This is a genomic window from Burkholderia sp. GW821-FHT14F03, from assembly GCF_058803765.1.
In genome coordinates this window covers 39,105-64,763 of sequence record NZ_JBXAPG010000013.1, presented here as the reverse complement: position 1 = coordinate 64,763, position 25,659 = coordinate 39,105, and the positions used below count along the sequence as shown (strand labels likewise).

Annotated in this window: 23 protein-coding genes; 14 read left to right on the top strand and 9 right to left on the bottom strand. The window is 70.3% G+C overall.

Going from position 1 to position 25,659, the window contains the following annotated elements; all coding sequences use genetic code 11:
• Nucleotides 1-401 precede the first annotated feature (401 nt).
• The 4 genes from AC1RQF_RS11000 (at nt 402) to AC1RQF_RS10985 (ending at nt 4,660) form a co-directional block, all read left to right on the top strand.
• Nucleotides 402-1,229 (top strand): sensor histidine kinase, encoded by an 828-nt coding sequence (locus AC1RQF_RS11000; protein ID WP_273999538.1) that lies wholly within the window; start codon nt 402-404, stop codon nt 1,227-1,229.
• Nucleotides 1,230-1,238: 9 nt separating this feature from the next.
• Nucleotides 1,239-1,895, top strand: coding sequence for a response regulator transcription factor RqpR (gene rqpR, locus AC1RQF_RS10995; protein ID WP_273999540.1), 657 nt, complete (start codon nt 1,239-1,241; stop codon nt 1,893-1,895).
• A 173-nt stretch (nt 1,896-2,068) separates the two neighbouring features.
• Entirely contained in the window at nt 2,069-3,469 is a 1,401-nt protein-coding gene (bcaP, locus tag AC1RQF_RS10990; RefSeq protein WP_492872045.1) for a branched-chain amino acid transporter BcaP, read from the top strand.
• 162 nt (nt 3,470-3,631) lie between these two features.
• Nucleotides 3,632-4,660 carry an XdhC family protein gene (locus tag AC1RQF_RS10985; protein WP_273999542.1) on the top strand — a complete coding sequence of 343 codons (1,029 nt, stop codon included), beginning with the start codon at nt 3,632-3,634 and terminating at the stop codon, nt 4,658-4,660.
• On the opposite strand, the gene AC1RQF_RS10980 is transcribed toward AC1RQF_RS10985, so the two are convergent.
• Nucleotides 4,653-5,375 carry a PepSY-associated TM helix domain-containing protein gene (locus AC1RQF_RS10980; protein WP_273999544.1) on the bottom strand — a complete coding sequence of 241 codons (723 nt, stop codon included), beginning with the start codon at nt 5,373-5,375 and terminating at the stop codon, nt 4,653-4,655. The genes AC1RQF_RS10985 and AC1RQF_RS10980 overlap by 8 nt on opposite strands.
• 296 nt (nt 5,376-5,671) lie before the next feature.
• Between AC1RQF_RS10980 and AC1RQF_RS10975 the strand changes: the two genes are divergently transcribed.
• Nucleotides 5,672-6,784: an arginase family protein gene (locus AC1RQF_RS10975; RefSeq protein ID WP_273999546.1), complete on the top strand. Its 1,113-nt coding sequence runs from the start codon at nt 5,672-5,674 to the stop codon at nt 6,782-6,784.
• 831 nt (nt 6,785-7,615) lie between these two features.
• Here AC1RQF_RS10975 and AC1RQF_RS10970 read toward each other — a convergent pair.
• The 5 genes from AC1RQF_RS10970 to fliE all read right to left on the bottom strand — a co-directional run bounded on the left by AC1RQF_RS10970 (nt 7,616) and on the right by fliE (nt 10,682).
• Nucleotides 7,616-7,948, bottom strand: coding sequence for an EscU/YscU/HrcU family type III secretion system export apparatus switch protein (locus AC1RQF_RS10970; protein WP_273999548.1), 333 nt, complete (start codon nt 7,946-7,948; stop codon nt 7,616-7,618).
• Nucleotides 7,945-9,327: a flagellar hook-length control protein FliK gene (fliK, locus tag AC1RQF_RS10965; RefSeq protein ID WP_492872042.1), complete on the bottom strand. Its 1,383-nt coding sequence runs from the start codon at nt 9,325-9,327 to the stop codon at nt 7,945-7,947. The genes AC1RQF_RS10970 and fliK overlap by 4 nt, the downstream gene beginning before the upstream one ends.
• A gap of 102 nt (nt 9,328-9,429) precedes the next feature.
• A complete protein-coding gene (locus tag AC1RQF_RS10960) occupies nt 9,430-9,765 on the bottom strand; it encodes a flagellar protein FliT (protein WP_273999550.1) in 336 nt (111 codons plus the stop codon).
• Nucleotides 9,762-10,196, bottom strand: coding sequence for a flagellar export chaperone FliS (gene fliS, locus AC1RQF_RS10955; protein ID WP_273999551.1), 435 nt, complete (start codon nt 10,194-10,196; stop codon nt 9,762-9,764). Before fliS ends, AC1RQF_RS10960 begins: the two co-directional genes overlap by 4 nt.
• 141 nt (nt 10,197-10,337) lie before the next feature.
• Nucleotides 10,338-10,682 (bottom strand): flagellar hook-basal body complex protein FliE, encoded by a 345-nt coding sequence (gene fliE / locus AC1RQF_RS10950; protein ID WP_273999552.1) that lies wholly within the window; start codon nt 10,680-10,682, stop codon nt 10,338-10,340.
• 247 nt (nt 10,683-10,929) lie between these two features.
• On the opposite strand from fliE, the gene fliF reads away from it, so the two are divergent.
• From fliF to AC1RQF_RS10920, 6 genes are read left to right on the top strand one after another with little or no spacing between them, the layout of a single operon-like run.
• Nucleotides 10,930-12,708 carry a flagellar basal-body MS-ring/collar protein FliF gene (gene fliF, locus AC1RQF_RS10945; RefSeq protein WP_273999554.1) on the top strand — a complete coding sequence of 593 codons (1,779 nt, stop codon included), beginning with the start codon at nt 10,930-10,932 and terminating at the stop codon, nt 12,706-12,708.
• Nucleotides 12,698-13,693 carry a flagellar motor switch protein FliG gene (gene fliG, locus AC1RQF_RS10940; protein ID WP_252982468.1) on the top strand — a complete coding sequence of 332 codons (996 nt, stop codon included), beginning with the start codon at nt 12,698-12,700 and terminating at the stop codon, nt 13,691-13,693. The genes fliF and fliG overlap by 11 nt, the downstream gene beginning before the upstream one ends.
• On the top strand, nt 13,686-14,378 hold the full coding sequence (gene fliH, locus AC1RQF_RS10935) for a flagellar assembly protein FliH (RefSeq protein WP_273999555.1): 693 nt from the start codon (nt 13,686-13,688) through the stop codon (nt 14,376-14,378). Before fliG ends, fliH begins: the two co-directional genes overlap by 8 nt.
• Nucleotides 14,372-15,850 (top strand): flagellar protein export ATPase FliI, encoded by a 1,479-nt coding sequence (gene fliI, locus AC1RQF_RS10930; protein ID WP_443111545.1) that lies wholly within the window; start codon nt 14,372-14,374, stop codon nt 15,848-15,850. The genes fliH and fliI overlap by 7 nt, the downstream gene beginning before the upstream one ends.
• Before the next feature lie 2 nt (nt 15,851-15,852).
• Complete coding sequence (fliJ, locus tag AC1RQF_RS10925; RefSeq protein WP_273999558.1) at nt 15,853-16,320, top strand: flagellar export protein FliJ; 468 nt, start codon at nt 15,853-15,855, stop codon at nt 16,318-16,320.
• A gap of 36 nt (nt 16,321-16,356) precedes the next feature.
• A complete protein-coding gene (locus AC1RQF_RS10920; protein ID WP_273999559.1) occupies nt 16,357-17,742 on the top strand; it encodes a flagellar hook-length control protein FliK in 1,386 nt (461 codons plus the stop codon).
• Between the two features lie 33 nt (nt 17,743-17,775).
• Here the strand turns inward: AC1RQF_RS10920 and AC1RQF_RS10915 are convergent, their stop codons facing one another.
• Nucleotides 17,776-19,410: a GMC family oxidoreductase gene (locus tag AC1RQF_RS10915; protein WP_273999560.1), complete on the bottom strand. Its 1,635-nt coding sequence runs from the start codon at nt 19,408-19,410 to the stop codon at nt 17,776-17,778.
• A 231-nt stretch (nt 19,411-19,641) separates the two neighbouring features.
• Between AC1RQF_RS10915 and AC1RQF_RS10910 the strand changes: the two genes are divergently transcribed.
• The gene (locus AC1RQF_RS10910) at nt 19,642-21,324 is read left to right on the top strand and encodes an isovaleryl-CoA dehydrogenase (RefSeq protein ID WP_273999562.1); all 1,683 of its coding nucleotides are present in this window, start codon (nt 19,642-19,644) and stop codon (nt 21,322-21,324) included.
• A gap of 32 nt (nt 21,325-21,356) precedes the next feature.
• Complete coding sequence (locus tag AC1RQF_RS10905) at nt 21,357-22,775, top strand: coniferyl aldehyde dehydrogenase (protein WP_492872039.1); 1,419 nt, start codon at nt 21,357-21,359, stop codon at nt 22,773-22,775.
• 45 nt (nt 22,776-22,820) lie between these two features.
• Here AC1RQF_RS10905 and AC1RQF_RS10900 read toward each other — a convergent pair whose 3' ends face one another.
• A complete protein-coding gene (locus AC1RQF_RS10900; RefSeq protein ID WP_273999564.1) occupies nt 22,821-23,861 on the bottom strand; it encodes a serine/threonine protein kinase in 1,041 nt (346 codons plus the stop codon).
• A gap of 32 nt (nt 23,862-23,893) precedes the next feature.
• Nucleotides 23,894-24,106, bottom strand: a complete 213-nt coding sequence (locus AC1RQF_RS10895) for a hypothetical protein (RefSeq protein ID WP_273999565.1) — start codon at nt 24,104-24,106, stop codon at nt 23,894-23,896.
• Between the two features lie 315 nt (nt 24,107-24,421).
• Here AC1RQF_RS10895 and AC1RQF_RS10890 point away from each other — a divergent pair, with 315 nt between their 5' ends.
• Nucleotides 24,422-25,642 carry an MFS transporter gene (locus AC1RQF_RS10890; RefSeq protein WP_492872037.1) on the top strand — a complete coding sequence of 407 codons (1,221 nt, stop codon included), beginning with the start codon at nt 24,422-24,424 and terminating at the stop codon, nt 25,640-25,642.
• The last annotated feature ends 17 nt before the right edge of the window (nt 25,643-25,659 follow it).

Here is a 25,659-nt window from a genome sequence, read left to right as displayed (position 1 = left end):
TAATCTGCATCAAGAACCGGAGCCGCGCGCTCCGGTTTTTTTATTTGGGGCCTTGGCAAAGTCGTAACAAGGCGTCATCTTGGCATCTCAAAATAGTTACAACTCCGATGCCACCCTCTACCCACGGTCTGTCGGTGTTTTTCCTACATCGGGTACATCCCGAGACGGGATGTGTGCGGTTAAACCAACGGCTGGTATGACTTTTCCTATAATTCTGGGATATCATGCGCGGCGCATAGAGGTAATCGGAAAGTGTGCTATCAGGGCCGGATCAAATGTTACTAAGTGTAAATTTTGTTACTCCGCTATCTGGCAAATCCCTTACAGTAGTTTCGCCTTCGCAACCGCGATCGACGCTGCTGGCAACGGATATCTGCTCAGCTTTCTGACAAGGGAGAGTCATGGATACGCCGTATAGCGCGTCGGCCGGCGCGAACTCCCCGTCCCCGTCTCCGCAATCGATTGCCGGCGACGTTCGCCCCCCCACCACCTTTCATCCCGCTGTCACGCACGCCACGATCGCCGCGCTCGAAACGCGCGTCGGGCAGCTTGCCGCCGAACTGGTCGCCGCGGGCGAATCCGCCCGCCGCCACTTCGCGGGCGAGCTGCATGACAGCCTCGGCGCCGACCTGACCGCGGCTCGATTTGCGCTCGCAAACGTTGACACCTGGCTGCCGGCCGATGCGCCGGAGGGATGCCGGCGCGCGCTCGCGCTTGCCCAGCAGGCGCTCGACGCCGCATCCGACACCAATCGCCGCCTGATCACCGACCAGGACGCGCCCGGGCTTGATACCGGCCTCGTCGGCACGCTGTCGGCCTGGATCGGCGCTTACTCGGAGCGCACCGGCCTGCGCACCAGCTTCATCTGCATCGCCGACGCGCGCATCGCGCACCTGAGCGCGAGCGGCGCGCTCGCCGTGTTCCGCGTCGCGCAGGAAGCGCTCGCCAACACCGCGAAGCATGCGCGCGCCCGCGCCGCCGACGTGCGGATCGAGGCCGAGGAGCACCATCTCGTGCTCGCCGTCAGCGACGACGGCGTCGGCCTGGGCGCGCCCCGCGGCCGCGTCGGGCATGGCCTGCGCGGCATGCGCGTGCGCTGCGAGGCATTCGGCGGCGCGCTCGAGGTCGGCGCGTCGCGCGCCGGCCGCGGCACGACCCTGCGCGCGCGCTTCGACTGGGCCGCGCTGAGCCCGGCCGAGTGCGCTCCCCGCAGCATCCAGCATTCGTGAGGCGCCGTCATGACCCTGCACATCCTGCTCGTCGATGATCACGCCATCGTCCGCCAAGGCATCCGGCAACTGCTGATCGACCGCGGCATCGCACGCGAAGTGGCGGAGGCGGAAACCGGCTGCGAAGCGGTCGCCGCGATCGACAAGGCCGCCTACGACGTGATCCTGCTCGACATCTCGCTCACCGACATGAACGGCATCGAGGTGCTCAAGCGCATCAAGCGCAAGCTGCCGCGCACGCCGGTGCTGATGTTCTCGATGTACCGCGAGGATCAGTACGCCGTGCGCGCGCTCAAGGCGGGCGCGGCAGGTTATCTGTCGAAGACCGTCAACGCCGCGCAGATGATCTCCGCGATCCAGCAGGTCGCCGCCGGACGCAAGTACGTGAGCCCGGCGATGGCCGAGGCGCTCGCCGAATACGTGTCGTTCGAGAACGAACCGCTGCCGCACGAGAAGCTCTCGGACCGCGAGTACCAGACCCTGTGCATGCTCGCGTCCGGCAAGCGCCTGACCGATATCGCGCACACGCTGTCGCTGTCGGTCAAGACCGTGAGCGTGTACCGCACGCGGCTGCTGGAAAAGATGAAATTGTCGAACAATGCCGAGCTGACGTTCTATGTCATGAGCAATCGGCTCGTCGACATGAATCCGCAGATCGGCGCGTGAAACGCCGCGCGCCGTTGTTGCGCGCGCAAGCATCTGTTTTCATTGGATGATTCAATGCCGGCTCCATCGCGCGCCGGCATCGCGGAACTCGGCGGCGCAGCCCTTATCCGTTAAAATTACGGATTTTCCACTATCCGACGCGCGCCTGGCGCGCCTCAGGTCATCCATCCGCAATGTCTCTCTTCCGCAAGAAAAACGTCGATCACATGATCGCCAGTGCGCATGCCGCGGGGCTCAAGAAAGCCCTCGGCGCGCTCGACCTCACGTTCCTCGGGATCGGCGCGATCATCGGCACCGGCATCTTCGTCCTGACCGGCACGGGCGCCGTGCAGGCCGGCCCCGCGCTGATGCTGGCCTTCGTGATCGCCGCCATCGCGTGCGGCCTCGCTGCGCTGTCCTACGCGGAATTCGCGTCGACCATCCCGGTCGCCGGCTCGATCTACACGTATTCGTACGCGACCCTCGGTGAGCTGGCCGCCTGGATCATCGGCTGGGACCTGATGCTCGAATACGGGCTCGCGGCCTCGGCCGTGTCGGTCGGTTGGTCGGGCTACCTGCAGTCGCTGCTGCAGGGCTTCGGCGTCTCGCTGCCGGCCGCGCTCAGCGCCGCGCCCGGCGCGATCCCCGGCGTCACCACCTACTTCAACCTGCCCGCGTTCCTCGTGATGCTGGTGATCACGACACTGCTGTCGGTCGGCATCCGCGAGTCGACCCGCGTCAACAACATCATGGTGTTCGTGAAGGTCTCGGTGGTGCTGCTCGTGATCGCGGTCGGCGTGTTCCACGTCAAGCCCGCCAACTGGACCCCGTTCATGCCGCACGGCTGGAACGGCGTGTTCGGCGCGGCCGCGGTGATGTTCTTCGCGTTCATCGGCTTCGACGCGGTGTCGTCGGCGGCCGAGGAAGTCAAGAATCCGAGACGCGACCTGCCGATCGGCATCATCGCCTCGCTCGCCGTGTGCGCCGTGCTGTACGTGACGGTGGCCGGCGTCGCGACGGGCATCGTGCCGTCCGCGCAGTACGCGAGCATCTCGCACCCGATCTCGTACGCGCTGCAGGCGGCGGGCGAGCGCTGGGTCGCGGGCTTCATCGACCTCGGCGCGGTGCTGGGCATGCTGACCGTGATCCTCGTGATGAGCTACGGCCAGACCCGCATCATCTTCGCGATGTCGCGCGACGGCCTGCTGCCCGGCGCGCTGTCGAGCGTGCATCCGCGCTTCGCGACGCCGTTCCTCACCACCTGGCTGGTCGGCCTGTTCTTCGGCCTGATCGCCGCGCTGATCCCGCTCAACGTGCTGGCGGAACTGATCAACATCGGCACGCTCGCGGCGTTCTCGATGGTGTCGATCGCGGTGCTGGTGCTGCGCCGGACCCATCCGGACCTGCCGCGCGCGTTCCGCTGCCCGGGCGTGCCGGTCGTGCCGCTGCTCGCGGTCGCGGCCTGCCTGTTCCTGATGCTGAACCTGCAATGGGTCACCTGGGTCGCGTTCCTCGTGTGGCTCGCGATCGGCCTCGTCGTGTACTTCGCGTACTCGCGCAGCCGCTCGAAGCTCGCGCACGGCAACCCGCACTGACCGGCCGCCGAGGGCGCCTCGCGCCCCGGGCCACGGCGCCCCGCTTCGGCGGCGGCGCCGTTTTTTTTGGCCGGCGCGGCCTGCGCCTGCAGCGTCGCGGCGGGCGGTTCATAATCGCGCCATCGGACGGCCCGCAGGCTGCCCCGCAACAAGGAACGGAAGATGGAAAGCGTCGATCTCGAAGTATTGAAGACGAGCGCGCGCTGGCTCGCCGAGGGCCGGCGCGCGCTGCTCGTCACGGTGGTGCAGACCTGGGGCTCGTCGCCGCGCCCCGAGGGCGCGATGCTCGCGGTGCGCGACGACGGGCTCGTGGTCGGCTCGGTATCGGGCGGCTGCATCGAGGACGATCTGATCGCCCGCGTGCACGCGGCCGGCATCGCGCCGCACGCGCGCCCGGAGGCGGTCAAATACGGCGTCACGGCCGAGGAGGCGCACCGTTTCGGGCTGCCCTGCGGCGGCACGATCGAGCTGGTGCTGGAGCCGCTCGGCGCCGCCGGCGAGATCGCGGCGCTGTGCGACGCGGTCGAAGCGGGCCGCCTCGTGACCCGCACCCTCGAACTCGCGACCGGCGCGGTTACCCTCGCGCCCGCGCAGGCCGCCGACACGCTGCATTTCGACGGCGCGCGCCTGACGACGGTGCACGGCCCCCGCTACCGGATGCTCGTGATCGGCGCGGGCCAGCTGTCGCGCTATCTGTGCCAGATCGCGGCGGGGCTCGACTATCAGGTGACGGTGTGCGATCCGCGCGAGGAATACACCGATGCGTGGGACGTGCCGGGCACGCGGATCGTGCGCACCATGCCGGACGACACGGTGCTCGACATGAAGCTCGACGCGCGCTCGGCCGTGATCGCGCTGACCCACGACCCGAAGCTCGACGATCTCGCGCTGATGGAGGCGTTGAAGACGCCCGCGTTCTATGTCGGCGCGCTCGGTTCGCGGCGCAACAACGCGGCGCGCCGCGAGCGGCTGCGCGAATTCGACCTGAGCGCGACGGAACTGGCGCGGCTGCACGGCCCCGCCGGCATCTACATCGGCAGCCGCACGCCGCCCGAGATCGCGGTGTCGATCCTCGCCGAGGTGACGGCCGCGAAGAACGGCGTGTCGCTGCCGACGATTCTTCAGGTGGAAGGGGCGAAAGCCGCGCGCGAGCTGGCCGCGACGGACGGCGGAACCTGCGGCGTCAGCTGAGGCCCGCCGCGAGCGCGGCCGCCACCGAGCCGACGACGAGCACGACGCCGACCGTGCGGCGCTTGTTCAGCTCGGTCCACAGCAGCACGCCCGTCAGCGACAGCAGGATCATCGAGCCGGCGATGGTGTCCATCAGCAGCACCCAGAACAGGTTCATGCCGACGCCGCGATGCAGGTTGTTGAGGGTCGCGAGGAACGCATTCTCGCTGCGTTTCACCGACACGTAGCCGTTGCCCACCCAGTATTCGGCCTGCACGTTGCTGCCCGGGCCGAAGATGCCGACCTGCCAGCGCTCGGGCTGGATCAGCTTGCGCTGGCCCCAGGCGACCGGCTGCGCCGGTTCCTTGCGGAGCCGGCCGGGCTCGCCGTCGAACTTCAGCTCGCGCTTGAGCCACGCGGCGAGCGCCGCCGGGGTCGCCGGCGCGGGCGTGGGCAGCGCCAGCTGCAATTGCTGGACCTGCGGCTCGCCCGACGAGATCTTGAGCGGCGGCGCGCGGTGGTTGAGCAGCACGCCCGTCACGCCGAACAGCAGCCCCATCACGGCGCCCCACAGCCCCACCCAGCCGTGCACCTTGCGCAGCCACTTGATGAAGGTCGCGCGGCGCGAGCGCTGACGGCGGGCCGCCAGCTCGCCGGCCTCCATCGCGCGGGGCGCGGGACGCAGCACGGTGACGCCGGCCAGCCGGGGGGATTCGATCGATTCGGGCGCGTTCACGCTGCTGGCTCCATCCGCACAAAGGCAACGGGCGGCGCACGACTCCGTCGTGCGCCGCCCATTCGGTTCAAAATGAGAATGGATATCATTACATAAATTTCATCCCGGCTCAATCCGCGCCGGGTCCGGGAGCGGTCCGGGCGCCTCGCCGGGGCGCGCGCCGCGCGTCCGCCCTATCCGGATGCCGCGCCGATGCGTACGCTATCGGCAGCGGCCGGCCGTCGAGACCGGGGCCGCCTTCGTCATCGCATTCCGCCGGGCGCGCCCCGGCGGCGCCAGCCCAGGGAGGCGACCCCGTGATACCGACCGGCCTGCTGTTCGATCCCGCGTTCCTGCAGCACCGGCAGGGCGATCTCGTCTACACGGTGCCGCACGGCACGCTGACTCTCGGCGAGCAGTTCGACAGCCCGCTGCGGCTCGCCTACACGATGCAGTTGCTCGATGCGGTCGGCATGAATGCGCGCCTCACGCGCCTCGCCTTCGCGCCGGCGACCGACGCCCAGCTGCTGCGCGTGCATGAGCCCGGCTACCTGCGCTGGCTCGCGGAAACCTGTGCGCTCGCCGGCCCGGCGATCGTGCCGCTCGGCGACGACGCGGCGGGCGGCAGCGACACCGAGCGCATCGCGCGGCTCGCGGCGGGCGCCGCCTGCGCGGCCGTCGACGCGGTACTGGCGGGCCCGCTGCGGCAGGCCTACGCGCTCGTGCGGCCATCGGGCCACCATGCGGGCGCCGAGGTCGCGATGGGCTATTGCTACTACAACAACATCGCGGTGGCGGCCCGCCACGCGCAGGCCGCGCACGGCATCGAGCGCGTCGCGATCGTCGACTGGGACGTGCATCACGGCAACGGCACCCAGCAGGTGTTCTACGCGGATCCGTCGGTGCTGTTCATCTCGCTGCACGAGACCGGCAACTTCCCGCTCGACGGCGGGCGGCCGGACGAAACCGGCGTCGCGCCCGCGCTCGGCCACAACGTGAACGTCGCACTGCCGTCCGGCACCGGCGACGCGGGCTACGCGCACGCGTTCGACGCGCTGGTGCTGCCGCTGCTCGACGCGTTCCGGCCGGCGTTGATCCTCGTGTCGGCCGGACAGGATGCGAACGCGCTCGATCCGCTCGGCCGCATGCGCGTGCAGCGCGACGGCTTCCGCCGGATGGCGCGCGCGCTGCGGCAGGCCGCGCAAACGCTGTGCGGCGGCCGGATCGCGTTGGTCCAGGAAGGCGGCTACAGCCTGCCCTACCTGCCGATCGCGACGCTGGGCGTGCTGGAGGGGCTCGTCGATTGGGACGCGCCGTTCGTCGATCCGCATGCGTTCGTCCAGCATGCGCTGAGCCAGCCCGAACGCGACGCGGTGGCGGCGACGCGCGCGTCGCTGCGCGGCTATTGGCCGGTCTTGCGGGACGGGTGAGCCGGAGGGCGGGCGATGAGCGGACCGCGATGTCGATGCGGTCGCGCGGCTGACGACAAGTCAGGCTTGTCATTTACGCCAGGAAATTGGGCGGGCGAGCGCGGTGCGTTCGGATTTCGACGTCGAGGCGTTCGCCTCCCTATCGCGCGCGATTGCCCCATTTGCGAAGGCATTCGGCGGCAGGCCACGCGGATGTGGCAAATGAAAATTGACAATAGCTGCTTGTCACGCCTCATCCGAGCAGAACACGCCTCGGGCATTCGCTTCCGCGCCGCAATGCTTGCACGCGCATGGCCGGGATGCATCTCGATTCGATCAAGCGCCGTCCGAGGATAGGTCGGCAAGCGCTCGCATTCGCGCCGAACGTGCACGGTGCCGCGTCGGGGCGGTTGTCGCGCCATCACGCGCGATTGCCCCGTCTGCTGAGGCATTCGGCAGCAGGCCGCACACATGCAATGAATGCAAATTGACAATGGTTACTTGTCATATTTCGTCCGAGCAAAACACGTCTCGTGCATTTGCTTCCGCGCCGCGACGCTTGCGCGCGCATGGCAGAGTCGCATTTCGACTCGATCAATCGCCGCCCGAGGGCAGATCGGCAAGCGCTCGCATTCGTCGAGTGGAAATCGACAATGTTCGCTTGTCAGATACGATTCAGGACAGACGTCGGCACATCGACGTCCCTACCGGGCCCCTTGAGCCCGCTGCTCGGCAACGCTCACCTCCACTCAGGTCGGAAGCGTCGGGCAGTCCGCTCGGGAACCGCTTGGGATGCCGCGAGACATAGACAATAGTCGCTTGTCATTTTTCACCAAAACCCGCCTTCTCCACTCAACGCGCCGGCTTCAGCGTCGGAAATGCCGGCTCGGGCTCGGACTCGCCCCCCGCGCCGTCCCCGACGTCGCTTTCGAGCGCGTACAACCATGCGAGCAGTTCGGCCACCGCCTGATACAACTGCGGCGGAATCCTCGAATCCAGATCGACCTGCATCAGCAGCGACACCATCTCCGGCGCCGTATGCACGTAGAGGCCCGCCTCCTTCGCGCGCGCGACGATCATCTCGGCGACCAGCCCGTAGCCCTTCGCGATCACGCGCGGCGCCGCATCCCCGCCCTTCGCGTCGTAGGCCAGCGCGGCCGCGCTCTTGCGATGGGTGCGGCTCATGGCAGCAGCTCCCAGTCGTCGAGCGGATCGCGCACCGGGGCCCGGGCGGGCTGCTTCGGCTTCGGTTCGGCCGGCAGCACCTCGGTCACGACCGCGCTGCGCGCATAGGCCGACGCGGCGGCGTGCGCGGCGGCGGTGTCGAAGCTCTCCGGGGCATCCTCGATCGCGCGGATCGACAGCCCGCTCAGTTGCAGACCCGCCGCCGCGAGCCGCTGGCGCAGCTGTTCCCCATGCGATGAAAGCCGCGCCGCGCCGGTCTCGTTCGCGCGCAGGCGCGCGGTGATCTGCTCGCCATTCAGCGTGAGGTCCGCGTCGACCATGCCGAGCGACGGCAAGGCCAGCGTGAGCCGGGTGCGCCAGGCGATCCCGTCGCCGGGATCGGCCGCCCCCGGGTCGCGCCCGCGCGTGTCGTCCGGCTCGATCAGCCAGTCGAGCCGCGCGCCCGGCCACACCTCGCCGATCCAGCGAAACTGGTCGGTCGCCAGCAAGTCGAGCTGTTGGCGCACGATCGGCAGCGTCGCCGGATGCAGCGACGACGCGAGCGAGGCGGGCGGATCGGCACTCGCCTCGCCGCGCGTCGCGCCCTGGGTCGCGCTGCTGCTCAAGGTCTTGGCGTCCGGCTCCGGCGTTCCATAGGCGCCGGCCGCGCGGGCGGGCGGCGCGCCCGCGCCGGATTGGGCCGGGTTCTGCGGCGCGGCGGAGGCGCCCTGCGTCTGCGCGCCGGCGTCGCCCGCCGGCCGGCCCGCCTGCGGCAAGGGCAGGCGCGCGGCGAGCGCCTCGGCGAGCGGATCGTCGGGCGCGGGCTGCGCCCCGCCCGGCCGCGCCGACGCAAACACGCCGTCATCCGCGAATTGCGCCTGCGGCTCGCGCGCGAGCATCGCGAAGCTGCGCTGGCCGGCCAGCCATTGGGCAAGATGGGATTCGTAGAACAGGCCGCTGTCGGCCACCGCCTGCACGAGCGCGCTGCTCAGCGCCGCCGCGGGCGAAGCCGGCGCGCCGCCCGAGGCCTGCGCGCGCGCCGCGGCGTCGGCCGGCGCGCCGCCGGCTGCCGCCGGCTGCTGCGCGGTCGCGGCCTGCGGACTCGGCCCGCTCGGCAACAGGGGCGCGTTGCCCAGCACCGGCGCGCTCGCTTCGCCGCCGAAACGGGAAATCGCATCGAGCGTCAGCGCCACCTCGGACAGCACCGCCTGCGCCGACGCGAGCGGCGGCCCGGCCGCGCCGGCCGGCAGCGGCGCGGGCGCGGCCGTGCCCGACGCGGTCGCCGAGGTGCCGACCTGCGGCGTCGCGGCGCCGGCCGACGGGGCCGTCACGGGGGTATTCAGCAGGCTGTCGATGCGGCTCGCCAGGATGGCGGCGGCAACTGTGTCGATACCGGTCATCGTGAATCCTGGCGCGGGCCGGAGAGAAAGCGGGACGATTCCGCGCAGCGGCCGTCCGGCGCGACGGGCGCCGCGCGGCGCCGGCGCGTGTGCATCGGACGGTCAGCGACGCGCCTGGTACAGGTCCTTCAACACCTTGGTCGAACGCCCGGTTTCGAACAGCGCCGACAGGCGCGCGACGTCGGGGCTCGCGAGATCGCGGATCGCCGCGTCGTCGGCGAGAATCTGGCGAATCAGTTCGTACTTGCGGCCGCGCTCGGACTCGTCGAGCGCAATCCCCGGCCCGGCGGCCTCCTTCAGGCTGTCGACGAGCCGCAGATATTCCTCCTGCAACCCGCCCAGCGCCTGCCACTCCTCGCCGCGGGCGGCGATCAGCATGCGGCCGGACACGGCCGCGATCGCTTCGTAGCGTGCGATGTATTCGGCTTTCGGGCTCATCTCGGCAATTCCGTCCCGGCTTGTGCGCTCATCTTCGCGAATTCGGGCGCGATCCCCGTCCAGGCTTCCTCGAGCGTGGCGAGCAGCCCGTCGACCTCGACCAGCATCGGTTCGCTCGATTGCACGTTGGCTTCGAGCAGCCGGCGGCTGATATAGGTGTAAAGCGCGTCGAGCCGGCCCGCGATCTCGCCGCCGACGTCGAGGTTCAGCGATTGCTGCAAACCGTTCTCGACGATCCGGATCGCCTTGCCGATCGCATCGCCGCGCGCCGCGACATTGCCCTGTTGCAGATGCATCCGCGCCAGCGCGATGGCTTGCCGCGCCCCCTGGTACAGCATGGCGATCAGACGATGAGGGTTCGCGCCCATCACCCCTGTTTCGACGCCGACCCGAGCATAGGCGCTGGCTCCAGCGTGTCCTGGGGAAAACATGGCGGCCTCCTAATTTTGAGATAAGTGGCGTAGGTCAGGCCCGCCGCCGCGCAGCGCACGGTGCGAGAAGGTCTACCGGAGTTATCGGAAAGGAATGTAAAAGCTTTAGGGAAAACGCCCGGAAAACACCCCGAAACCGACTCAAACCGACATTTGCATGATGTCGTTGTAGGCGCTCACCAACTTATTGCGCACCTGCAGGCCGAACTGGAAGCCGATGCCGGCCTTCTGCATGTCGACCATCACGTCGTTGAGCGACACGTTCGAGGCGCCGATCTCGAATGCCTTGGCCTGTTCGAGCGAGCGCTGCTGGTCACCGCTGATCTTGTCGAGCGAGGCCTTCATCGCGCTCGCGAAAGTGCCCGCCGTGGCCGCGCCCGATCCCGCCAGGGCGGCGCTGGGGCTGGCGGTTCCGCCCGACGCCTGCGCGGCCATCGCCTGCATCTGTTGCAAAGCCGAAGCGATTCCGTTGACGGGGGCAGTCATGTGGTTCTCCGCGAAAAAGCCGGCCGGGTCGAGGGCCGGCCGTCGTCCGGTGGCGCGCCCGTCGCGGGGGCCATGCCGGATTGCGAAAAAGCATAGCAGCCGGGCTCGCATCAAAGCCGCGAAAGTACGGGTGAAACCCCGCTCTATTCCTCCGATCAGCCCGCACGCGCGTACGGATAATCGCATCGTGTCAATGTGCGCCCGCTCGTCCGAACGGGCCCTAAGCCCGCTTGGAGAACACCGAAGCATGGATTCGCAGGCCAACTCGCTGATCAACCCCGATGCCCGCGCGAGCCTCGCCGCCACGCCGCCCAATGCCGCGGCCGCGGCCGGCGCGCTGCCGGGCGGCGCAGGGGCAGGCGCGGACTTCGGCCTGGGCGGCTTCGCCGAGCGCTTCTCCGGCCTGTCGCGGATGCGCACCAACCCGCGCCTGCCGTTCATCATCATCACCGCGCTCGCGATCGCCGCGATCGTCGGCCTCGTACTGTGGAGCCGCGCGCCCGATTACCGCGTGCTGTACAGCAACCTGTCCGACCGCGACGGCGGCGCGATCATCGCCGCGCTGCAACAGGCCAACGTGCCGTACAAGTTCGCCGATGCCGGCGGCGCGATCCTCGTGCCGTCGAACCAGGTGCACGAGACGCGTCTGCGGCTCGCGTCGATGGGGCTGCCCAAGGGCGGCTCGGTCGGCTTCGAGCTGATGGACAACCAGAAATTCGGCATCAGCCAGTTCGCCGAGCAGGTGAACTACCAGCGCGCGCTCGAAGGCGAGCTGCAGCGCACGATCGAATCGATCAACGCGGTGCGCGGCGCGCGCGTCCACCTCGCGATCCCGAAGCCGTCGGTGTTCGTACGCGACCGCGAGGCGCCGTCGGCGTCGGTGTTCGTCGACCTGTACCCGGGCCGCGTGCTCGACGAGGGTCAGGTGGCGGCGATCACGCGGATGGTCGCGTCGGGCGTGCCCGACATGCCGGTCAAGAACGTCACGATCGTCGACCAGGACGGCAACCTGCTGACCCAGCCCGCCGCCGCGAGCGGCCTCGACGCGAGCCAGCTCAAGTATGTGCAGCAGGTCGAGCGCAACACCCAGAAGCGCATCGACGCGATCCTCGCGCCGATCTTCGGCGCCGGCAACGCGCGCGCGCAGGTCAGCGCCGACATCGATTTCGCCAAGGTCGAGCAGACCTCGGAGAGCTACGGCCCGAACGCCACGCCGCAGCAATCCGCGATCCGCAGCCAGCAGACCAGCACCGCGACGGAACTCGCGCAGAGCGGCGCCTCGGGCGTGCCGGGCGCGCTGTCGAACACGCCGCCGCAGCCGGCGTCCGCGCCGATCGTCGCGGGCAACGGCCAGAACGGCGCGCAGTCGACGCCGGTCAGCGACCGCAAGGACTCAACGACCAACTACGAGCTCGACAAGACCGTGCGCCACGTCGAGCAGGCGATGGGCGGCATCAAGCGGCTGTCGGTCGCGGTGGTGGTCAACTACCAGCCGAGCGCCGACGCGAAGGGCCACGTGACGATGCAGCCGCTGCCCGCGCCGAAGCTCGCGCAGATCGAGCAGCTCGTGAAGGACGCGATGGGCTACGACGAGAAGCGCGGCGACTCGGTCAACGTGGTCAACAGCGCGTTCACGACGGCCGCCGATCCGTACGCCGACCTGCCGTGGTGGCGTCAGCCGGACATGATCGAGCTGGCCAAGGATGTCGCGAAGTGGCTCGGCATCGCCGGCGCGGCCGCCGCACTCTACTTCATGTTCGTGCGCCCGGCGATGCGCCGCGCGTTTCCGTCCGCCGAGTCGGTCGCCGCGGCGGCGCTGCCCGCGCCGAACGAACCGATCGCGCTCGACGGCCTGCCCGCGCTGGACAAGCCGGCCGCCAACGACGAACCCGATCCCGCGCTGCTGGCGTTCGAGAACGAGAAGGGCCGCTACGAACGCAATCTCGACTACGCGCGCACCATCGCGCGCCAGGATCCGAAGATCGTCGCAACCGTCGTGAAGAACTGGGTGTCCGATGAACGCTGAAGGTTTGACCAAGAGCGCGCTCCTGCTGATGTCGATCGGCGAGGAAGAGGCCGCGCAGGTATTCAAGTTCCTCGCGCCGCGCGAGGTCCAGAAGATCGGCGCCGCGATGGCCGCGCTGAAGAACGTCACGCGCGAGCAGGTCGAGGAGGTGCTGCACGAATTCGCCAAGGAAGCCGAGCAGCACACCGCGCTGTCGCTCGATTCGAGCGACTACATCCGCACGGTGCTGACCAAGGCGCTCGGCGAGGACAAGGCCGGCGTGCTGATCGACCGGATCCTCCAGGGCAGCGACACGAGCGGCATCGAAGGCCTCAAGTGGATGGACTCGAGCGCGGTCGCCGAGCTGATCAAGAACGAGCACCCGCAGATCATCGCGACGATCCTCGTCCACCTCGATCGCGACCAGGCCTCCGAGATCGCATCGTGCTTCACCGAGCGGCTGCGCAACGACGTGCTGCTGCGGATCGCGACGCTCGACGGCATCCAGCCGGCCGCGCTGCGCGAGCTGGACGACGTGCTGACGGGTCTGCTGTCCGGCAGCGACAACCTGAAGCGCAGCCCGATGGGCGGCATCCGCACGGCGGCCGAGATCCTCAACTTCATGACGAGCGTGCATGAGGAAGCGGTGCTGGAGAACGTCAAGCAGTACGACGCGGACCTCGCGCAGAAGATCGTCGACCAGATGTTCGTGTTCGAGAACCTGCTCGACCTCGAAGATCGCGCGATCCAGCTGCTGCTCAAGGAAGTGGAATCCGAGGCGCTGATCATCGCGCTGAAGGGCGCGCCGCCCGCGCTGCGCCAGAAGTTCCTGTCCAACATGTCGCAGCGCGCGGCCGAACTGCTCGCCGAGGATCTCGACGCGCGCGGCCCGGTGCGCGTGTCCGAGGTGGAAACGCAGCAGCGCAAGATCCTGCAGGTCGTGCGCAACCTCGCCGAGAGCGGCCAGATCGTGCTCGGCGGCAAGGCGGAAGACGCCTATGTCTGATCCGTCGAGCGCTCGCGCGAAGCCGCTCACCGCGTACCAGCGGTGGGAGATGGCCTCGTTCGATCCGCCGCCCCCGCCGCCGCCCGACGACGGCGGCGTGGCGGCCGCGGCGGCCGCGGCGGCGCTCGCGGCGGACCTGCAGCGCGTGCGCGACGCAGCGCATGCGGAAGGCCATGCGGCGGGCCACGTCGAAGGCCAGGCGCTCGGCTACCAGGCCGGTTATGAACAGGGCCGCGCGCAGGGCTTCGAGGCCGGCCAGATCGATGCGCACACGCAGGCCGCCCAGCTCGCGGCGCTCGCCGCCTCGTTCAGGGACGCGCTCGCCGGCGTCGAACACCTCCTCGCCGACGACCTCGCGACGCTCGCGCTCGACATCGCGCAACAGGTCGTGCGCCATCACGTGCAGCACGACCCCGCCGCGCTGATCGCGGCGGCCCGCGAGATCCTCGCGGCCGAACCCGCGCTCGCGGGCGCCCCCTACCTGCTCGTGAATCCGGCCGACCTGCCGGTCATCGAGGCCTACCTGAAGGACGAACTCGACGCGCTCGGCTGGAGCGTGCGCACCGAGCCCGCGATCGAACGCGGCGGCTGCAGCGCGCACGCCGCGACGGGCGAAGTCGACGCGACGCTGACGACCCGCTGGGAGCGGGTCGCCGCCGCGCTCGGCAAGGTGAGCGCGTGGTGAACGCGATCGCCCGCGACGACCTCACGCCGCTCGAACACGAGCTGGCGCTGGCGTCGCACGGCGCGCGCGCCGCCGCGCCGGCCGCGCTCGCGAATCCGCATCTCGCCCACTGGCGCCAGCATCTCGACGCGCTGCGCGCGCGTAACGCCCGCGCGCTGCCGCTGCGCCCGTGCGGGCGCCTGACGCGCGCTGCCGGCCTGGTGCTGGAAGCGATCGGGCTGCGCCTGTCGGTCGGCGCCGAGTGCACGATCGAATTGCCCCCGGGCAGCACACTGCCGCTCGCCGAGGCCGAAGTCGTCGGCTTCGCGGGCGAACGCCTGTTCCTGATGCCGACCACCGACGTCGCCGGCGTGCTGCCGGGCGCGCGCGTGTGGCCGCTCGAAAGCGCGCCCATCGCCGACCCGATGTCCGGCGCGAAGCGGCTGCCGGTCGGCTGGAACCTGCTCGGCCGCGTCGTCGACGCGTCGGGCCGCCCGCTCGACAGCCTCGGGCCGCTCGCCGCGCAGGTCGATGCGCCGCTCACCGCGCCCTCGATCAACCCGCTCGACCGCGAACCGATCCATCACGTGCTCGATGTCGGCGTGCGCGCGATCAACACCTTGCTGACCGTCGGCCGCGGCCAGCGCATGGGCCTGTTCGCGGGCTCCGGCGTCGGCAAGTCGGTGCTGCTCGGCACCATGGCGCGCTACACCAGCGCCGAGGTGATCGTGATCGGGCTGATCGGCGAACGCGGCCGCGAAGTGAAGGAGTTCATCGAGCAGATCCTCGGCGAGGACGGGCTCGCGCGCTCGGTCGTGGTGGCCGCGCCGGCCGACGTGTCGCCGCTGCTGCGCATGCAGGGCGCCGCCTACGCGACCACGCTCGCCGAATATTTCCGCGACCAGGGCAAGCACGTGCTGCTGCTGATGGATTCGCTGACGCGCTATGCGATGGCGCAGCGCGAGATCGCGCTCGCGATCGGCGAGCCGCCCGCGACCAAGGGCTATCCGCCGTCGGTGTTCGCGAAGCTGCCCGCGCTCGTCGAGCGCACCGGCAACGGCCCGGAAGGCGGCGGCTCGATCACGGCGTTCTATACCGTGCTCACCGAGGGCGACGACCAGCAGGATCCGATCGCCGACTCCGCGCGCGCGATCCTCGACGGCCACATCGTGCTGTCGCGCTCGCTCGCCGAGGCGGGCCACTATCCGGCCATCGACATCGAGCAATCGATCAGCCGCGCGATGACCGCGCTGATCGACGACGCGCATCTCGACCGCGTGCGCCAGTTCAAGCAGATGCTGTCGCGCTACCAGCGCAATCGCGACCTGATCGCGGTGGGCGCCTACGCCGCCGGCCGCGACGCGCAGCTCGACCGCGCGATCGCGCTCTATCCGCGCATCGAGGCCTTCCTGCAACAGGGCTTCCGCGAATGCGCGCCGTTCGCGCCGAGCCTCGCCGCGCTCGACGCGCTGTTCGACACCGAAGGAGGCTGACCATGGCTCAAAGCTTTCCGCTCCAGTTGCTGCTCGATCGCGCGCTCGACGCGCTCGACCACGCGACCAAGCAACTCGGCCACGCGCAGCGCGACCGCACCGATGCGCAAACGCAGCTCGACGCGCTGCTGCGCTACCGCGACGAATACCACGCGAACTTCGCGATCTCCGCGCAGACCGGCATGCCGGCCGGCAGCTGGCTCAACTTCCAGGCCTTCATCAACACGCTCGACGACGCGATCGGCCAGCAGCGGCGCGTGCTGGCCGCGGCCGAGGCGCGCATCGACGCGGCCCGCCCCGAGTGGCAGGCCAAGAAACGCACCGTGGGCTCGTTCGAGATCCTGCAGGCCCGCGGCGCGCAACAGGAAGCCCAACGCGTCGCGAAACGCGAGCAGCGCGACGCCGACGAACACGCGGCCAAAGTGCTGCGGATGCGCAAAGACGCGGCAAACGCCGACGCGGCAAAATAAGCGCCGCGCGAACCGAACCCGAACCTGAGACCCGCCATGCCCTCTCTTCCTCTCCTCGGCACGCTTCTCGACACCGCCGGCGCCGCCGTCGGCGGCGCACGCGGCGCGAGCCCGGCCCCCGCGACGGGCAGCCCGGACACGCCCGTCTCGACCGCGCCGTTCGCGCAGACCCTGCGGCAGAGCGTGCAGTCGCAGCGCCAGGCCAATGCCAACGGCGCGCAGGCGGGCGGCGCGGCGACGCAGTCGAACGGCAGCGCGAGCGCCAACGATCCGAGCGCGCCGACCACCACGCCGACGGCCGGCGCGGGCACGACGACGGGCGGCACGAAGCCGTCCTCCGGCAAGGACGACGGCAAGACGGGCGACAGCACCGCGCAAACCGCGCCCGATCCCGCCCAGGCCGCCGCGCTCGCCGCCGCCGCGGTCCAGGCGCAACTGCAAGCGCGCCCGGACGCGGCGTCGCAGCCGGTCGACGAAGCCGCGGACGCCGCCGCCTCGATCGCGGATGCGGCCAGCACGCTGGCCGCCAAGCTCGACGCCAAGGCCAACGGCGCCCAGACGGATACGACCGACGCGGCCGGCAGCGCGCCCGCGACGATCCGCGACGCGCTGCAAAGCGCGCTCGACAAGCTCACGAACGGCGGCCAGGGCGCCGCGGCGCCGACCGTCACCCCCGGCACCGGCGGCGGCAGCAGTGCGGGCGCGGACAGCGCGCCGCTGCGCGCGCCGCTCACCGCCAAGGGGCTGATGGCCGACAAGACGCTCGCCGCCTCGAACGCGACGGCGACCGCCGCCGATACGGCCGCCGCGACCGCCCCGACGGGCGAGGCGAAGCCGGCCGCCGGAGCGCTCACCACGTCGCAGCCGGCCGTCGATTCCGGCCAGGCGTCGCTCGCCGCCGCGAGCGCCGCGCTCCAGCAAAGCGTGCCGACCACGCAACAGGCGGGCGCGGCCGTGGCCGGCACGACCCACGTCGCGCCGCCCGTGGGCGGGCCCGACTGGGCCGACGCGCTGGGCCAGAAGGTCGTGTTCCTGTCGAACGCGCACCAGCAAAGCGCGGAACTCACGCTCAATCCGCCGGATCTCGGGCCGCTGCAGGTCGTGCTGCGGGTGGCCGACAATCATGCGCACGCGCTGTTCGTGTCGCAGCATGCGCAGGTGCGCGAAGCCGTCGAGGCGGCGCTGCCCAAGCTGCGCGAGGCGATGGAATCGGGCGGGCTCGGGCTCGGCAGCGCGAGCGTCAGCGACGGTAGCTTCGGCGCCGCGCAGCAGCAGAACCCGCAACAGCAATCGGCGCGCGGACAGGGCGCGCAGCGCGGCTTCGGCGCGTCGGCGGCCGACGATGGGCTCGGCGACGCCGACGCAACGCTCGCCGGCACGGCGACGCGACGCGTCGTCGGGATGGTCGACACCTTCGCGTAAGCGACGTCGCCGCGCCGCGCCCGCGCGCCGCCATCAGCGGCCGTGCAGCGCGGGCGAGCGCACCGCTTCGCGCCCCTGCCGCGCGGCGACGATGAAGTCCGCCGCGCGCTCGCCGATCATCACGGTCGGCGCATTCGTGTTGCCGCCGATCAGGGTCGGCATCACCGACGCATCCACCACCCGCAATCCCTCGACTCCGCGCACGCGCAATTGCGTGTCGACCACCGCGCGCGCGTCGCTGCCCATCCGGCAGGTGCCGACCGGGTGGTAGATCGTGTCCGCGTGCGCGACGATCGCCGCGCGCAGCGCGTCGTCGGAATCATCCGGGTGCGTGTACAGCTCGCGGCCGCCCTGCGACGCGAGCGGCTCGGCCGACAGGATCGCGCGCATCGCCTTCGCGCCGCGCAGCAGCAGCGCGAGATCGCGTTCGTCGCTGAAGAAGCGCGGATCGATCAGCGGCGCGACGCGCGCGTCGCCGCTCGCGAGCGCGACGGTGCCGCGGCTCTTCGGCCGCAGCGCGCACACGTGCAGCGAATAGCCGAAGCCCCAGTGCATGCGCCGATTGTGGTCATCGACGATCGCGGTGCAGAAATGCAGCTGCAGGTCGGGCCGGTCGAGCCCGGGCTCGCTCTTGATGAAGCCGCCCGCCTCCGCGACGTTGCTCGACATCATGCCGTCGCGCTTCGACAGATAGCGAAACAATTGCGGCGTCATTTTCGCGAGGCCGCGCACGCAGATGCCGACGAGCGCGGACGAGTTCACGCGCTTGTTGATGATGAAATCGATATGGTCGATCAGGTTCTCGCCGACGTCGGGCGCGTCGTGCACGACCGCCACGCCGTGCCGGCGCAGCTGCGCCGCCGGCCCGACGCCCGAGCACATCAGCAGCTGCGGCGTATTGAACGCGCCCGCCGCGAGGATCACCTCGGCGCGCGCATCGAGCGTCTCGACGCGGCCGTTCCGCGCGAGTTCGACGCCCGCCGCGCGCTTGCCCTCGAACACGACGCGCAGCACGGTCGCGTCGACGATCACGTGCAGGTTGGAACGCTCGCGCCCATAGACATAGGCCCGCGCGACGCTGCAGCGCGCGCCGTCGCGATGCGTGACCTGATAGAAGCCGACGCCTTCCTGCTGCGCGCCGTTGAAATCGTCGTTGAGCGGATAGCCGGCCGCGTGCGCGGCCGCGATGAATCGTTCGGAGAACGGATTGCGAAAGCGCAGGTCCGACACCGTCAGCGGGCCGTCGGCGCCGTGCCATGCGTCGGCGCCGCGCTGGTTGCCTTCCGCCCGGCGGAAATACGGCAGCACGTCGCGCCAGCCCCAGCCGTCGCAGCCGAGCTGCGCCCACTCATCGTAGTCCTGAGGATGGCCGCGCGTATAGATCATCGCGTTGATCGCACTCGATCCGCCCATCCCGCGCCCGCGCGGCTGATAGCCGCGCCGTCCGCCGAGCCCCGGCTGCGGCACCGTCTCGTAGCCGTAGTTGGTGCCGAACTTGAACGGCACGAGCGCGGCGATGCCGACCGGCATGTTGACGAGCACGTTGCGCTCGGTGTGCCGACCCGCCTCGACGAGCGCGATCGTCGCGTCGGGGCACGCGTCCGCGAGACGACCCGCGAGGCTCGCCCCGCCCGAGCCCCCGCCAACGATGATGTAGTCGTACTGCATGTCATGTCTCCTTCATGCATGAACAGTAAGCGGCGCGCGCGCCGTCCGACGGCCTGGTGCGACCTTGTAATGTTCGCGCATTGTAGGAAGCCCGCCCGGCGCGGCGGCGCATCAATTCAAGAGCGATTCCTCTAAACGCATCCCCGATCTCACTCTAAGATGAATGTCTTCGCCTTGCGCGCACCAACGCGGCCGCCAGAAGCCGCCCGTCGCGAAACGGGAGAGACAGGCATGCACGAACACGTTCTGACAGTCACGCATCAGGTCACGAATCAGGCGCCGCCGCTTGTCGATTACAACGCGTTTGAAACGGACGTCGCGCTCGCCGCCGCGCTGGAACGCCACGCGGCAGCGTGGTATCGAACGAAGCTCGCCGAGTTGGGCGCCGCGTTGACGACCCCCGAGGCGCTCGCGCTCGCCGAGGCCGCGAACCGCCATACCCCCGAACTCGTGACGCACAGCCCGCGCGGCGAACGGATCGACGCGCTCGAATTCCATCCGAGCTGGCATGCGCTGCTCGGCATGGTGCGCGGCGCGGGCCTGCACGCGCTGCCGTTCGCAACGCCGCGCGCCGGCGCGATGCCGGCCCGCTGCGCCGGCTATTTCCTGCACTCGCAACTCGAATCGGGCTCGCTGTGCCCGCTCACGATGACCTTCGCGAGCATTCCCGTGTTGCGCCGCGAACCGGCCCTTTTTGAAACGCTGCGCACGCGCCTGTACGCGTGCGAATACGATCCGCGCGACGCGCCGCTCGAGCAGAAGCGCGCGATCATGGTCGGGATGGGGATGACGGAAAAGCAGGGCGGCTCCGACGTGCGCACGAACACGACCCGTGCGACGCCGCTCGGCACGGGCGGCCGCGGCGGCGCGTATCGCCTGGTCGGCCACAAATGGTTCTTCTCCGCGCCGCAATGCGACGCGCATCTCGTGCTCGCGCGCACCGACGCGCATCCGGGTGTGTCGTGCTTCTACGTGCCGCGCTACACGCCCGACGGCGCGAAGAACGCCGTGCAGATCCAGCGCCTGAAGGACAAGCTCGGCAATCGCTCCAATGCGAGCAGCGAGGTCGAGTTCCTCGACGCCTATGGTCTGATGATCGGCGAGGAGGGGCGCGGCGTGCCGACCATCATCGAAATGGCGAACTATACGCGGCTCGATTGCGTGGTCGGCAGCGCTTCGCTGATGCGCATCGCGCTCATCGAGGCGATTCATCATACGCGCCACCGGAGCGCATTCGGCCGCCTGCTCGTCGAACAACCGCTGATGCGCAATGTGCTCGCCGATCTCGCGCTCGAGTCGGAAGCCGCGACCGTGCTGTTCATGCAGCTCGCGCACGCGTTCGAGGCGGCCGACGGCGCCGCGCCGCCGGCCCTTGCGCGCGGCTGGCGGCAGATCGTGCTGCCGGCTGCGAAATTCTGGGTCTGCAAGCGCGCGCTCGCCTTCACCGGCGAGGCGATGGAAGTCTGGGGCGGCAACGGCTACGTCGAGACCGGCCCGATGGCGCGCTTCTATCGCGAGGCGCCCGTCAATTCGATCTGGGAAGGATCCGGCAACGTGATGTGCCTCGACGTGCTGCGCTCACTCGAGCGCGATCCCGACGCCGCCGCCGCGCTGCTCGACGATTGGCGCGACGACGCGCGGCGCGACCCGCGCTTCGCCGCCGCGCTCGCCGGGCTCGACGATCTGCTCGCGCTCGCGCCCGAGGCGCGCGAAGCGTGCGCGCGCGGGATCGCCCAGCGCATCGCGCTGCTCGCGCAGGCCTCGCTGCTGCTGCGCGACGCACCCGCGCCGGTTGCCGACGCGTTCCTCGCGACGCGCCTCGCCGCGTCGAACCACGACACCGGGCGCGTGTACGGCACGCTGCCCGCCCGCTTCGACCACGCCGCGCTCGTCGAGCGGGCGTTCCCGGCCTGACGGCCGGCCACACCCGCTGCCAAGGAGACCCAGTGAAAAACGACCTGCCCGATCTCGCCCATCTCGATGCGCTGCTGCGCGACCAGCGCGCCGCGTACCTGCGCGCGCCGTATCCGTCCTGGGACGCGCGCGCGAGCCACCTGCGCGCGCTGCGCGCGATGCTGCTCGACCATCGCGACGCGTTCGCCGAGGCGATCAGCGCCGACTTCGGCCATCGCGCGAAGGAAGAGGTGCTGCTGTCGGAAGTGTGGCTCGCGAAGGAGGAAATCGACGACGCGCTGCGGCACGGCAAGCGCTGGATGAAGCCGAGCCGCCGCCCGATGAGCAAGTGGATGCAGCCGGCGCGCGCGAAGGTGATGCCGCAGCCGCTCGGCGTGGTCGGCATCATCGCGCCGTGGAACTACCCGCTGCTGCTCGCGGCCTCGCCGCTCGCCTGCGCGCTCGCGGCGGGCAACCGCGCGATCATCAAGATGTCGGAGCTGACGCCGCGCACCGCCGCGCTGTTCGAGCAGCTGATCGCCAAGACCTTCTCGCGCGACCACGTCGCGGTCGTGAACGGCGACGCCGAGGTGGGCGCGGCGTTCAGCGCGCTGCCCGTCGATCACCTGCTGTTCACCGGCTCGACCCAGGTCGGCCGTCACGTGATGCGCGCGGCCGCCGAGCATCTGACGCCCGTCACGCTCGAACTGGGCGGCAAGTCGCCCGTGATCGTCGGCCCGCACGCGCGCTTCGACGCGGCGGTCGACGCGGTGATCGCCGGCAAGACCCTGAATGCCGGGCAAACCTGCATCGCGCCCGACTACGTGCTGGTGCCGCGCGGCCAGGAGCAGGCGTTCATCGCGCGGGCGCGGGCGCGGGTCGCGCGCCTGTACCCTGACTTCGCGCGCAACGCCGATTACACCTCGATCGTCTCGGATCGCCATTTCGCGCGCCTGCAGCGGCTCGCGGACGAAGCCGAGGCGGCGGGCGCGCAACTGCATCCGCTCGCCGACGTGGCGTCCGACCCGGCGCGGCGGCGCTTCGTGCCGACCATCGTCACGCAGGCGCCCGACGCGGCCACGCTGATGCAGGAGGAAATCTTCGGGCCGCTGCTGCCGGTCGTTCCGTACGACCGGCTCGACGATGCGATCGCGTACATCAATGCGCGGCCGCGGCCGCTCGCGCTGTATTTGTTCGACGAAACGCGGGCGACGGTCGAGCGCGTGATGCGCGACACGATCTCGGGCGGCGTGACGGTCAACGACACGCTGATGCATATCGCGTGCCTCTCGCTGCCGTTCGGCGGCGTCGGCGCGAGCGGGATGGGCGCGTATCACGGCCATGACGGCTTCGTGACGTTCTCGAAGATGAAGCCCGTGCTCACGCAACCCCGCTTCAATACCCGCAATCTGCTCGCGCCGCCTTACGGCAAGCGCTTCGCCTCGGTCATCAAGATGATGCTGCGGTTCTGAACCAAGCTCAGGAAGCGGGCCGGCCGGGACGCGGGCGCGCCGCGCTCAGACCGGCCACAGCGGCCCTTCCTGCATCGCGCCGACCTGCTCGCGCAACTCGAGCACGCGCGCTTCCCAATAGCGCGGCGTGTTGAACCACGGGAACGCGGCCGGGAATGCCGGATCGTCCCAGCGCCGCGCCAGCCAGGCCGCGTAGTGGATGAGGCGCAGCGTGCGCAGCGCCTCGACGAGGTGCAGCTCGCGCGGATCGAATTCGCAGAAATCCTCGTAGCCCGCCAGCAGGTCCGTCAACGCGCGCGCCGCCTCGGGGCGGTCGCCCGGCAGCAGCAGCCACAGATCCTGGATCGCGGGCGCCATCCGGCTGTCGTCGAAATCGACGAAGTGCGGGCCGGCGTCGGTCCACAGCACATTGCTCGGATGACAGTCGCCGTGCGCGCGCAGCCTGCGCACGTCGCCCGCGCGCGCGAAGGCCGCCTCGACGCCCTCCAGCGCGAGCGCAAGCACCGCTTCGTACGCGGGACGCACGTCGTCCGGCACGAGGCTGCCGGACAGCAGGAAATCGCGCGGCGCGTGGCCGAAGGTCGCGATGTCGAGCGCGGGCCGCGCCGCGTAGTCATGCGTCGCGCCGACCGCATGGATGCGGCCGATGAAGCGGCCGAGCCATTCGAGCGTGTCGGCCCGGTCGAGATCGGGCGCGCGGCCGCCGCGCCGCTCGAACAGCGCGAAACGGAAACCGTCGAAATGATGCAGCGACGCGCCGTCGAGCACGCGCGCGGGCACGGCGGGAATCTCGCGCGCCGCAAGCTCGGCGACGAACGCATGCTCTTCGAGAATCGCATCGTCCGACCAGCGATGCGGCCGGTAGAACTTCGCGACGACGGGCGGGCCGTCCTCGATGCCAACCTGGTAGACCCGGTTTTCGTAGCTGTTGAGCGCGAGCAGGCGGCCGTCGGTGCGCGCGCCCGTGGGCATCAGCACGCTGTCGAGCGCATCGAGCACGCATTCCGGCGTGAGGCCGGCAAAAGGCACGCCGGCGCTCGGGCCGGCGGCGGATGAATCAGGAAGGGCGTCGTTCATGTCCCGCATTGTGCCGTGCACGGGACCGAAAGACGAGCGCTTCAGTGCAGCGCCGCGCCCGCGGGCAGCACCGATTCGCCTGTATCGATCAGGTCCTCGAGGAAGAAGGGCTCGGTGTTGAGTTCCTTGGAATCGCCGGGCACGCCCGCGTACCAGGTCACCATCGCCATGTCGCCGAGGATGCGCTGGACGATGCCGCGCGCGCCCTTGGGCACTGCGATATGAGTGGTACAGACAATCGAACCGACATGCATGATGTTCCCCCGCTTTCAGGGCCGGCCGGTGGTCGCCCGGCCAGGCAAATACACGAAACGCGCGCCGCCGCACGAAGGGCGGTGCTGCGCATCCATTGTCAATCGCGGCTGAAATCGCGAAAAGAGAAAATAGCGCTGAATGGGCCGGTGTCCACGCGGATGTCGCCATTCAGCCACGGCCGTCGCATCAGGCTTGCGCGACGGCTTCGCATCATCATAACCTGACAGGTGAGACGGACGTCTACATCCGTTCGTCGCGCCACCGCAACCGCGCCGTCCGCACACCCCGCCCCTCCCGCCGCCCGGAGAACCCGCTTGACCGCCGCCCCCGGATCCGCCCGCTATCTCGAACGCGGCACGCGCGATTACCGGCGGGCCAGCGCCGCGCTGCTGTGCGCGGGCTACGCGACCTTCTCGCTGCTCTACTACGTGCAGCCGCTGCTGCCCGCATTCTCCGCGCAGTTCGGCGTGAGCCCCGCGCAGAGCAGCCTCGCGCTGTCGCTGTCGACGGCCTCGCTGGCCGGCGCGATCTTCGTCGCCGGCTTCGTGTCCGAAGCGCTCGGCCGCCGCCAGTTGATGACCGCGTCGCTGACGCTGTCGGCCCTGCTCACGCTCGGCGCCGCATGCGCGCCGCATTGGTCACAGCTGCTCGCGCTGCGCGCGCTCACCGGGCTCGCGCTCGGCGGCGTGCCGGCCGTCGCGATGGCCTATCTCGCCGAAGAGGTGCACCCCGACGGCCTCGGCCTCGCGATGGGCCTCTATGTCGGCGGCACCGCGATCGGCGGCATGTCCGGGCGGGTCGTCGCCGGCGTGCTGGCCGATCTCGGCTCGTGGCGGATCGCCGTGGGCGCGACCGGGGTGCTCGGCCTCGCAGCGATGCTCGCGTTCCGCGCGCTGCTGCCGCCGTCGCGCCATTTCACGCCGCGCCGCGGCGTCGGCTTCGCGCAGCATCGCGCCGCGCTCGTCGGCCATCTCACGCGCCGCCCCGGGCTGCCCGCGCTGTTCGCCACCGGCTTCGTGCTGATGGGCAGCTTCGTCACGCTCTACAACTACCTCGGCTACCGCCTGCTCGCGCCGCCGTACCGGATGAGCCAGGCGAGCGTCGGCGCGCTGTTCGTGGTCTATCTGGCGGGCGTCGTCGCCTCGCCCTGGTCCGGTCGCGCGGCCGACCGGCTCGGCCGCGGCCGCGTGCTGATCGCGAGCCTCGGGCTGATGCTCGCGGGCCTCGCGCTCACGCTGCTGCGTCCCGTGCCCGCGATCGCGGCCGGCCTCGCCTGCGCGACCTTCGGCTTCTTCGCCGGCCATGCGGTCGCGAGCGGCTGGGTCGGCCGCCTCGCGAACACCGGCAAGGGGCAGGCCGCCGCGCTGTATCTGCTCGCCTACTACCTCGGTTCGAGCTTCGTGGGCTGGTTCGGCGGACAGTGCTGGAGCGCGGCCGGCTGGCGCGGCGTCGTCGCGCTGACCGGCGCGCTGCTGCTGCTCGGGCTGGCGCTCGCGGTCCGGCTGCGGCAACGCGAGCGGCGCGGCCTCGCGTAAACCTCACCCGCGTTCGA

Bases quoted from the DNA above. Each gene is read 5' to 3' on its own strand.
- AC1RQF_RS10970 (WP_273999548.1), bottom strand. From the start codon at position 7,948: ATGAGCCGCACCCATCGCAAGAGCGCGGCCGCGCTGGCCTACGACGCG.
- fliE (WP_273999552.1), bottom strand. From the start codon at position 10,682: ATGACTGCCCCCGTCAACGGAATCGCTTCGGCTTTGCAACAGATGCAG.
- rqpR (WP_273999540.1), top strand. From the start codon at position 1,239: ATGACCCTGCACATCCTGCTCGTCGATGATCACGCCATCGTCCGCCAA.
- AC1RQF_RS10900 (WP_273999564.1), bottom strand. From the start codon at position 23,861: ATGCGGGACATGAACGACGCCCTTCCTGATTCATCCGCCGCCGGCCCG.
- fliF (WP_273999554.1), top strand. From the start codon at position 10,930: ATGGATTCGCAGGCCAACTCGCTGATCAACCCCGATGCCCGCGCGAGC.
- bcaP (WP_492872045.1), top strand. From the start codon at position 2,069: ATGTCTCTCTTCCGCAAGAAAAACGTCGATCACATGATCGCCAGTGCG.
- fliH (WP_273999555.1), top strand. From the start codon at position 13,686: ATGTCTGATCCGTCGAGCGCTCGCGCGAAGCCGCTCACCGCGTACCAG.
- AC1RQF_RS10910 (WP_273999562.1), top strand. From the start codon at position 19,642: ATGCACGAACACGTTCTGACAGTCACGCATCAGGTCACGAATCAGGCG.
- AC1RQF_RS10895 (WP_273999565.1), bottom strand. From the start codon at position 24,106: ATGCATGTCGGTTCGATTGTCTGTACCACTCATATCGCAGTGCCCAAG.
- AC1RQF_RS10915 (WP_273999560.1), bottom strand. From the start codon at position 19,410: ATGCAGTACGACTACATCATCGTTGGCGGGGGCTCGGGCGGGGCGAGC.
- fliK (WP_492872042.1), bottom strand. From the start codon at position 9,327: ATGACCGGTATCGACACAGTTGCCGCCGCCATCCTGGCGAGCCGCATC.
- AC1RQF_RS11000 (WP_273999538.1), top strand. From the start codon at position 402: ATGGATACGCCGTATAGCGCGTCGGCCGGCGCGAACTCCCCGTCCCCG.
- fliJ (WP_273999558.1), top strand. From the start codon at position 15,853: ATGGCTCAAAGCTTTCCGCTCCAGTTGCTGCTCGATCGCGCGCTCGAC.
- AC1RQF_RS10920 (WP_273999559.1), top strand. From the start codon at position 16,357: ATGCCCTCTCTTCCTCTCCTCGGCACGCTTCTCGACACCGCCGGCGCC.
- AC1RQF_RS10960 (WP_273999550.1), bottom strand. From the start codon at position 9,765: ATGAGCCCGAAAGCCGAATACATCGCACGCTACGAAGCGATCGCGGCC.
- fliS (WP_273999551.1), bottom strand. From the start codon at position 10,196: ATGTTTTCCCCAGGACACGCTGGAGCCAGCGCCTATGCTCGGGTCGGC.
- fliG (WP_252982468.1), top strand. From the start codon at position 12,698: ATGAACGCTGAAGGTTTGACCAAGAGCGCGCTCCTGCTGATGTCGATC.
- AC1RQF_RS10985 (WP_273999542.1), top strand. From the start codon at position 3,632: ATGGAAAGCGTCGATCTCGAAGTATTGAAGACGAGCGCGCGCTGGCTC.